The organism is Bradyrhizobium sp. LeoB3 (genome assembly GCF_055456055.1).
The window spans coordinates 1-9,482 of the sequence record NZ_JBVBEF010000169.1; the positions used below are offsets into that span (position 1 = coordinate 1).

Annotated in this window: 6 protein-coding genes and 1 pseudogene; 5 read left to right on the forward strand and 2 right to left on the reverse strand. The window is 61.3% G+C overall.

Annotated elements, in window-relative coordinates; genetic code table 11:
- Nucleotides 1-860 precede the first annotated feature (860 nt).
- The 3 genes from ACZXDY_RS43280 to ACZXDY_RS43290 all read left to right on the forward strand — a co-directional run bounded on the left by ACZXDY_RS43280 (nucleotide 861) and on the right by ACZXDY_RS43290 (nucleotide 7,321).
- Nucleotides 861-2,030 carry a saccharopine dehydrogenase family protein gene (locus ACZXDY_RS43280; RefSeq protein ID WP_464349699.1) on the forward strand — a complete coding sequence of 390 codons (1,170 nt, stop codon included), beginning with the start codon at nucleotides 861-863 and terminating at the stop codon, nucleotides 2,028-2,030.
- Between the two features lie 76 nt (nucleotides 2,031-2,106).
- On the forward strand, nucleotides 2,107-3,705 hold the full coding sequence (locus ACZXDY_RS43285; RefSeq protein ID WP_464349700.1) for an FAD-binding oxidoreductase: 1,599 nt from the start codon (nucleotides 2,107-2,109) through the stop codon (nucleotides 3,703-3,705).
- A gap of 1,207 nt (nucleotides 3,706-4,912) precedes the next feature.
- Complete coding sequence (locus tag ACZXDY_RS43290) at nucleotides 4,913-7,321, forward strand: hypothetical protein (protein ID WP_464349701.1); 2,409 nt, start codon at nucleotides 4,913-4,915, stop codon at nucleotides 7,319-7,321.
- A gap of 232 nt (nucleotides 7,322-7,553) precedes the next feature.
- On the opposite strand, the gene ACZXDY_RS43295 is transcribed toward ACZXDY_RS43290, so the two are convergent.
- Together ACZXDY_RS43295 and ACZXDY_RS43300 are read right to left on the reverse strand one after the other, a co-directional pair.
- The gene (locus tag ACZXDY_RS43295; RefSeq protein WP_464349702.1) at nucleotides 7,554-7,865 is read right to left on the reverse strand and encodes a hypothetical protein; all 312 of its coding nucleotides are present in this window, start codon (nucleotides 7,863-7,865) and stop codon (nucleotides 7,554-7,556) included.
- A complete protein-coding gene (locus ACZXDY_RS43300; RefSeq protein WP_464349703.1) occupies nucleotides 7,784-8,182 on the reverse strand; it encodes an MFS transporter in 399 nt (132 codons plus the stop codon). Before ACZXDY_RS43300 ends, ACZXDY_RS43295 begins: the two co-directional genes overlap by 82 nt.
- 506 nt (nucleotides 8,183-8,688) lie before the next feature.
- Between ACZXDY_RS43300 and ACZXDY_RS43305 the strand changes: the two genes are divergently transcribed.
- The gene (locus ACZXDY_RS43305; protein WP_080663970.1) at nucleotides 8,689-9,093 is read left to right on the forward strand and encodes a YybH family protein; all 405 of its coding nucleotides are present in this window, start codon (nucleotides 8,689-8,691) and stop codon (nucleotides 9,091-9,093) included.
- A gap of 275 nt (nucleotides 9,094-9,368) precedes the next feature.
- A pseudogene (locus ACZXDY_RS43310) lies at nucleotides 9,369-9,482 on the forward strand (NADP-dependent oxidoreductase); the annotation flags it as partial.

Sequence of the window (9,482 nt, forward strand, 5' to 3'; positions counted from 1 at the left end):
TGATCGAGCGCGACCGTCTCCAGCGCGGGCCGCAACAGATCGAGATCCGATACCGGCAGTGTTGCCAGAAGGCAGTTCGGCATTCCGCCCGGACGCGTCACTGCAGATGACCCGCGGTGAGGCACTTCATTCCGGGCGGTGCGAAGCGGCGGCCTTAACATATGTTTAGATCTGCTGTCGCTACTCGCGCTGAGATCAAACTCACTTGCAAATTCGAATATTCCAACTGGATGTCGGCTCAAGCGTGAGTCCTCATCGACACGAACGGATCAATTTTAGGGGCTTGCGCCGCGACATGAGCACGGCGAGTAAGGGAAGAGAGTCAGTGCAAACGGCAGTCTCGATGCAGTTGCAGCGCGAAAGTAGGCAAGCTGCAAAAGGTGCTCTTCTCCACCCGCGCTGCGTAGCACCGATCTTCGGTTCCACCCATGTCGAATATGAGGGCCAGCTGGCCTTTGGCGCATCCCGCGTGTCATACAATTGTTATAATTGGACCGGTGCGTCGATCGATAGGGACGGGCGAACAGTGCTGACGGGTGGTGGACTAGCCGCTCCCCGCATTGGCACGATGGCGTTCTGATCGCCAAGAGGTAACAGATTTAGCGCTTCCGGTTATGGCACCTATGAGACATGCCGACCGTAGTGAGCGATGTCCGCTTTCAGGGGTAACTCGGAAGACATTTGCTCACACGGAGTTCTTCTCAGTTTGAGCCCAACCGAACGTTGCGCACGCCAAGGCAGGAACTGTGGTATCCTCCGTTTACGCGATGGGACGGTTCGGTGAAGCGGCGGACCCTCAAAAGACCTCTGCTGCTCGTGCTGAGCGTCAGTCTCCCGGGGTCTCGAGGAGGACCAACGTCGTGAAGCGGGACTTCGACCTCATCGTCTATGGCGCGACGGGTTACACCGGCCGTCTCATCGCCGAATATCTGGCGACGTCCTATCGCGGCGAGGATGCTCCGTCGTGGGCGATTGCGGGACGCTCGACCGACAAGCTCCAGAAGGTGCGTGACGACATCGGCGCACCAGACGATTTGCCGTTGGTTAAGGTGGATGCCGCCGAGCCGGCCAGCCTGCGTTCGATGTGCGAGCGTGCGGTCGTGATCATCACGACGGTCGGGCCTTATCAGCTCCACGGTCCCGAGCTTGTGGCGGCCTGCGCGGCTACGGGCACGGCCTATGTTGATCTGTGCGGCGAGCCGGCTTGGATGCGGCGCATGATCGACGCCCATCACGCAGAGGCGAAACGGACCGGCGCGCGTATCGTCTTCTCTTGCGGCTTCGATTCCATCCCGTTCGACCTTGGCGTTCTCACGTTGCAGGAGAAGGCGCGCGAGAAGTTCGGACGCCCGGCGCGGCGGGTCAAAGCCCGCCTGCGCAAGGTGAAAGGCGGCATGTCTGGCGGCACCGCGGCGAGCGCTCAGGCGACGTTGGCTGCCGCCGCGCGCGACCCGGCCCTAATCCGGCTGCTGACCGATCCCTTCGCCTTGACGCCGGGGTTCACCGGGCCGTCTCAGCCGTCGGGCCTCATTCCCGAATACGACCCGAGCATGAACGTGTGGCTCGTACCGTTCCCCATGGCGCCGATCAACACCAAGAACGTGCACCGCACGAATTTCCTGTTGGGTCATCCCTACGGCACGGACTTCGTTTACGACGAGATGATGATCGCGCCGGGAATTGGGGAAATCGCTGGCGTGACAACGGAGACGTTCGCCACGATGGTTTCCTTGTTCAGGACCGGCGGTCTCAAACCCGGCGGAGGCCCCACTCGGGATGAGCGCGAGAAGGGCTTCTACGACATCCTCTTCCTGGGCGAGCGGCCGGATGGCGGGCGGGTCGAGGCGGTGGTTACGGGCGACCGCGATCCTGGCTACGGCTCAACCAGCAAGATGATCGCGGAGAGCGCTCTCTGCCTCGTGCGCGAAGTGCAGGGCGAGGGCGGTACCTGGACGCCGGGCGCGCTGATGGGGCCGGCGTTGCGCAAGCGTCTGAAGGAGCGCGCCGGCCTCACCTTCAGCACGCGTTGAGGTAATGCTCAGGACTGCAGCGGCGTGCTGAATATCGCGGCTATCTCATCACAGACAGAAAAACAGGGAGGATGCCATGAGCGGCGCAAGGCTAAAGCATTACGGCTGGGGCCGCGAAGACGAAGGCATGACTGCTGAGGAGCAGGCTTTCGTGCTCGGCCGCTACCACGCGAAATTCGCGCGCGATGCATTTGAGACAAAAGTCGTGCCGCGTCTTGAGGACCTGGACCTGCGGGCGCCGCGCGTTGCGCTGCCGACCTCACTCGCCGCTTTCTGTACGAGCGAACGCTACGACCGGGTCGCGCATACCTACGGCAAATCCTATCCAGACTACGTGCGAGCCATGCTCGGCGATTACGAGAGCGCGCCCGACGTGGTCGCATATCCACGCAATGAAGCAGAGATTTCCGCCGTGATGGACTGGGCAGGTGGCGTCAACGCCTCGCTGACGCCGTTCGGGGGCGGGTCGAGCGTCTGTGGCGGCGTCGAGCCGCGAGTCGATGGGCTTCGCTATAAGGCGGCCGTCACACTTGATCTACGCAATCTCGGTAAGGTTGTCGAGGTAGATCAGATATCGTGCGCCGCACTGATCGAAGGCGGCGCCTATGGTCCATCGTTGGAGAACCAGCTTAAGCCGCACGGCGTCACGTTGCGGCATTTTCCGCAGAGTTTCGAATATTCAACCCTTGGGGGCTGGATCGCGACGCGATCGGGCGGTCATTTCGCCAGTCTCTACACGCATATAGACGATTTCGTCGAAAGCCTGCGCGTCGTGACGCCGCGCGGCATACTGGAAACGCGTCGATTGCCAGGATCGGGTGCTGGGCCGAGTCCCGACCGCATGTTCATAGGCTCGGAAGGCACGCTCGGCGTGATTTCGCGGGCCTGGATGCGATTGCAGCCACGTCCGAAATTCCGTACCGGCGCATCGGTTCGTTTCCAGTCGTTCTTCGGGGCGGCACGCGCATTGCACGCCATCGCACAAGCCGGCCTCTATCCGTCGAACTGCCGCATCCTTGACGCGCAAGAGGCGTTCAACACCGGTGCGGCCGACGGCAGTGTCGCGATCATGGTGCTCGGCTTTGAATCCGGCGACCATTCGCCGGACGCCTGGATGGCACGTGCGCTCGAATGCTGCGCCGACCACGGCGGGACGCAAGAGGCCGCAAAAGCCGGCGATGCAAATCTCGAAGGCGCAGCAGGGATCTGGCGGAACGCATTTATTCGCATGCCACATGCGCGCGAGTTTTTGACGCCGGCTGGTCTCATCAACGACACGTTTGAGACCGCTATCACCTGGGATCGGTTCGAAAGTAACCACGACAAAGTGAAGGCGGCAACGGAACGATCGATCTTCGAGGCGACTGGCCTAAAAGGCGAGGTCACATGCCGCGTCACCCATGTCTATCCGGACGGGCCCGCGCCCTATTTTTCTTTCCACGCACTCGGCCGACACGGTGCTCTTCTAGAGCAGTGGCAGGCGATCAAGAATGCGGCCAGCGACGCGCTGATTGAGGCGGGTGGTACGATCACGCATCATCACGCTGTCGGGCGTGATCATCGGCCGTGGTACGATCGTCAGCGCCCGGGGCTTTTCGCGGCCGCGCTTCGGGCCGCAAAAAGAGAACTCGATCCGCAAGGCATGCTTAACCCGGGAGTGCTTATCGATCCGTAACGCGGATCAACGCGCCAATGGGACTAAGCGAATAATCATTTTGTTTGCTGCAGTGCACGAGTCCGCTCTTGGCACGTTTGAGACATGCCGACGGACTCTGAGAATGTTGGCTAAGCGGGAAGACCGGAAGTGGCCGGCGGACGGTCAGATCGACGCGAAGGACCGTGAACAGACATGAGGGATTTTCGCCCGTCACGCTAATCACTCCGGCTTTCTGTCCGGAGGTTCTACAAATTCATAAATGGGAACGTGGGTGCGTTCCGACCATGATTCCAGCGCAGCTCCGCAGACCGTGCAGATCGCGTCACCCGTATGCGGCACCAAGAACTTCTCTTCCGTGCGTCGGTACTCGGCGCCGCGATTCCATCGGACGATTGTCGCCATCGCCGGAATATGCGCTTGAGACCGTGGATTTGCCACGCGACCGCCAACAAAAACATGGCCCCAGCACCTTGGCGGCATCCTTATTTTGACGCCGATCCAAGTGCCGAAGCGCAGCACATTCGTGAAGGGTCAGGGCTCCTTCCGTAGTTCTCCGGCCGTGAACGAAAATCCAGTGCTATAAGCAGGGTGAAATCGAGCTTTTGAACAAGGCCTTCAACCACGCTCGAAACTTGCTGGGCGTGGTTGATCGTAACGACCCGTTTTGCAATATGGTCGCTCGCAAGGCTATCGAGGTCGGCGCGACAGGCATCAGCGAGCCGCGAGAGATCGCGGAAATGGCTGTGGTCCGGATTGGCCTACGGTAAGGCCGCCTCAGTTGGCGGCCTCTTCATTCCGAATTATCACCTGTGGCAGATACTATTGCAAAAATCGACAGTTTCGCAGATACGGCGCGTTACTCTGGCGCGTGCCTTGATAGCATTCGCGCGTGCTGAACGGGCGACGCTGCCACCGCGACTTGGGGCCGCGTTCTCTGCGCGTTGAACCTGAAATGTTCAGGCGCACTTTTGCTCTAATTGCCGCGCCAAATGCCTCTGCGTTCTGTCTGGGTAACGTTTGTTGTGGAGTGAAGGACAACGTTTATTGTGGGCCATCGCAAGGCCGTACGAAAAGATTGCTAACCCAGATCACCCTGGGGCCCAGCTCGGCAGCCGCGTATCGGCGGGGAGGGCGCGTGCATCTACCGAAAGCGAAATCGCGAGACGAAACCGGCCGAAGAGCCCGATTCTATGTGGCTCTTGGCTTGGTAACGGCAGCGACGCTGATGCTGCAGATTATCGAGACCAGAATCATTTCTGTTGTCTCATGGTACCACCTGGCCTTCTTTGTCATCAGCATTGCCATGTTCGGCCTGACCGCCGGCGCGGTTTTTGTCTATTTGCGCAGGGAGAGGTTCAGACCGGCGCAACTGTCCTACGACCTGGCTGTGGCGGCGCTGGCCTTCGCATTAACGACCGATCTTGCCATGCTCGTGCAATTGACGTTGGTAACAGGTGCTTCGCCATCCCTCACCTCCCTGGTCGCTTGGACAGAATTCGCGCTCTGTCTTGCCCTTCCATTCTTCTTTTCGGGCGTTGTCGTGAGCCTGGCCCTAACGCGCAGTCCCTATGCAATCGGAAATGTCTACGGAGCGGATCTGATCGGTGCGGCCGCTGGGTCCATCGGTGTCCTCATGCTCCTAAATTTGATGAGCGGGCCATCAGCGGTGTTGTGGATCGGCGCGCTCATCGGGCTCGCCGCACTCGGCTTCGCCGGCTCCGGACTCGGCACCCTGCCCGAACCCACGTCGCTCGGGTCAAAGCTCTTTCGCTACCGCCGAAGCATTTTCATAGGCTGCCTACTCTTTGCGATTGCGAACACGCTCACGACCTATGGCGTTCGACCGCTGATCATCAAGGATCACGTGGAAACGCCGGCCGACCTTGCGTTCGATCGCTGGAATTCGTTTTCCCGCATCACCGTCAGTCGGAGCGAAACCGTCCCGCCGGCGATGTTCGGCGCCTCGGCTCGCTTGCCGCAATCGACCATCGAGCAGCGCGCGCTGAATATCGACGGCGGCGCCGGCACCGCCCTATACCGCTTCGATGGGGTCCTCGCGAACCTGGAGTTCCTGCGCTATGACGTGACCAACCTTGCCTATGCCATTCCGGGCCTGAAAACGGGTGCCGTGATCGGCGTGGGCGGCGGTCGGGACGTCCTGTCGCAACGCCTCTTCGGCCTGAGGGACGTGACGGGCGTCGAGATCAATCCGATCATTATCGACGTCCTGGAGCGCCACTTTTCCGGCTATTCGGCCGTTGCCGCATTGGATGGGGTGAAGTTCGAGGTCGACGAGGCGCGCAGCTGGTTTGCCCGCACACCGCGCTCCTTCGATGTCATCCAGATGAGCCTGATCGATACCTGGGCGGCGACAGGTGCCGGCGCCTTCACGCTCACAGAAAATGGTCTCTACACAGTCGAGGCCTGGCAACGCTTTCTCGATCGGCTTACCCCAAGTGGCCTGTTCACGGTGAGCCGCTGGTACGCGCCCGGCGAAGTGAACGAGACCGGGCGATTGGTCAGCCTTGCCGTCGCAACCCTTCTTGCAAGCGGCGCCGCCAAGCCCCGCCGCCACCTCTTTCTCGCCGCAGCCGGGAAGGTTGCGACACTGATCGTGACGAAGTCGCCGCTCTCGCCGGCGGCGCTCAGGGCGCTCGAGGTTGCCGCCAATGCCAATGAATTCACGGTGCTGTTAAGCCCGGACACGTCCGCGCCATCCGCCGTGCTTGGGCGGATCGTCAGTGCTACGGACCGTCGCATGCTCGACCGGGCGACCACCGGCTTCTATCTCGACCTCACGCCGCCGACCGATGCGCGCCCTTTCTTCTTCAACCAGTTGTGGTTCGCTACGCTGTTTGACGCGGACGTGTTCTCGCACTTCACCCACATCGGCGTGTTCGCGGGCAACCTGATCGCGACGCTGACCCTTGCCATGCTCGTTCTGATCTCGGTCGCGCTGGTCGCCGCTACGATCATTGTTCCGCTGCGGCCGACGGTCAGAGAAGCCGGCTGGCAGCTGGCCGTGGGCGGCTCCATTTATTTCGTTCTGATCGGAAGCGGGTTCATGATGGTCGAGATCGCTTTGCTGCAGCGAATGAGCGTCTTCCTCGGTCATCCCGTCTACGCGTTGAGTGTCGTTCTGTTCAGCCTGATCCTGTGGACAGGCTTCGGCAGCCTGGCATCCGAGCGCATCCGCCTTGTCGGAACAGGCAAGCTCTTGGCCTGGAGCGTGGCGAGTGCCGCTTACTTGTTCGCGTTGCCGTTCTGGCTGCCTCCGCTCTTGGTTGATCTTGATGGCGCGGGCCTGCTCATTCGCGCCGGCCTGTGTGTTCTTGTCCTGGCGCCGGCAGGGTTCCTGATGGGCTTTGGATTTCCCACCGGCATGCGACTGGTCTCAACAATCAGCACGGGCCCCACGCCATGGTTCTGGGGCATCAACGGTGCTGCGGGCGTGCTCGCCGCAAGTGTCGCCGTTGCCACCAGCATTGCCTTCAGTATCGATACGACGCTCAGGATCGGGGCCGCCTGCTATCTCCTGGTCGCCGCTCCTGCAGTGATGTTGATGTCCGCTGGCGCCCGATCCAGCCACGCCACTCTCCGATCCCTGCACCCGAGCGAGCGTACGAATGTATAGGATATCGGGTGGACCGCGCCGACGAGGTCATCGAGTGCGAGAGCTTCCGGTGTTGGCCCAAATGCGAAGTTCGGCTTAACTTCGAAATGGTCCGATTTATCGGGGGAGAGCGGAAGTGATCGACCGATCAGCCAAATGGCGCTGTTGACCCACAACGGACCTCGTGCGGTGAACAGCGTTCGGCTCTCAACACTAAGAGAGCTTCCCCCAGCGCGTTCTGTGGCCCACCACATCAGCCCGTGCCACCGAGGGTGATCACGCCCAAACAAACCCATCCAAGTATGCCGATGGTGACGACCCCCGCACCGAGCACCATCACGGGTATGGTCATGGCGAGGTAGTAAGGTCCGTCGACGAGCTCAAAGGGTAGCAGAAAGAACATGATCGAAGCCGCCGCATAGACCAGCAGGGTGGCGACGTTCAGCCCGAGGAAGGCGCGGTTCTCCACGAGGCGAGGCGGCGTCATCGGGTGTTTGCTTCTGAGCTCCCAGAACGCGTAGACGGCGAGCCCGACAATGCCAAGCCCGGCGACGATCGTGAGCACCGTGCCCGATCGGCTGGAGCGTCCGCGGCGGCCTGAGCTTCACCGGGGCCGATCTGGCTGAGCGCCCAGGCGACCGCCCCGATCGCTGAAGCGAGGATCGCGGCGCCAATCACGAATTTGCGCTGGATGCGGCCATCTTTCGGCGCGAAGACCAGCAGAACCCCCGCTGCAATGAGCGCGAGCGGCGGGTTGATCCAGAACACGGAGGGCCAACCAAAGGTCTCGGTCAGCCAGCCGCCCAGGACAGGACCTCCGGCGGTGGTGAGAGCCGATGCCGCGGCCCATATGCCGATCGCCGGGTTCCGCTCCGCGCGGATAGGTGGCCCCGATCAGGGCGAGGCTGGCGGGGGTTACGATCGCTGCGGCCGCTTCCTGCGCGACGCGGGCAGCGATCAGCCAGACGGGCGAAGGCGCCAGCGCGCAAGCCGCGGCCGCAAGGCTCTACAAACGGCTGCATCTCGTGGCGATGAACTCGCCGTCTCTGGTTTGTAGGAGTGGTCATTTGCAGTCTCGCTTCAGGTTGTAGGCGCTTCTGACAGCGATCTCACACTGTGACGGTCGAATCCCGGCGAGGGAAATTACCTCTCGCCTTGGAATCGATAGGCGATCGTCCTTGCCGCTCACCGCGCGGCGTAATGCCGTCGCGGCCTGCGCAACTTGCCATGATTTACGAATGGCGATGAGGACCGTCGCGGCACAATTCCCGGCCGCTATGAAAACTATACGCGCCGGCTATTGGAAAAATTCGTCCGGCACTGCGATCAATAACTGCGACGTTCGCAAATTTGACCGAATAGCGCCCAGCAGAAAACGGAGCCCCCTGATGTCCGAGAGCTTTCCACTCCCAACTGAGCCCGAAGGCGTTATCCCGTCTCTGGTCAAGCGATTTAACTCCGGAAAGATCGAGGCAATGATGGCCTTGTACGCCCCGGAGGCGGTATTCGTCGCGAACGACGGGCGAACCATCACTGATCGCGCCGAGTTCACGGCCATACTCGAGCGCGATATCAAGCTCGGCCTGCCGCTGAAGGCAAATGTGCGCCATGTGTTCGTCGGCGGCGACACCGCCCAGATCGTGCTGGACTGGTCAATTGACGGAACAGGTCCTGACGGCAAGATCGTGCACATGCACGGCACAGCGAGCGACATCATGCGGCGCGGCGCGGATGGGTTCTGGCGGTACATTATCGACAATAATCAAGGCACCGCGGTGCGACATCCCGCCTGACGGATGTGCGCCACGGCAGCTCTCAGCGATGGAGCCGCTCTTCAGGTTGGCGTCGACGATCACCGCGGTACCGGCCTAGCGCAGCTGCTTGATACTGGTCAAGCGACTGCCCTGCACCGAGCGGCTCGGGAAGCGAGGTCACATCGCCACTCGCAAAAACAATCTTGCACCTTCGCTTTCGGAAGCTACCCCTACCGCTGGCATGAGATGTCGAACGGGCTTTTATCGCTGGAACATATCCAGCAAAGAGACAAGCAACCGAGGAGACGATTCAGATGAAGGCGATCGTCGTAACGGACCAGGCTGCGGGAACGGCGGGGATGAAGCTGGTGGAGCAGCCCGAGCCGCAGGCAGCGATAAACGACGTCGTCGTTCAGGTTCATGCGTCG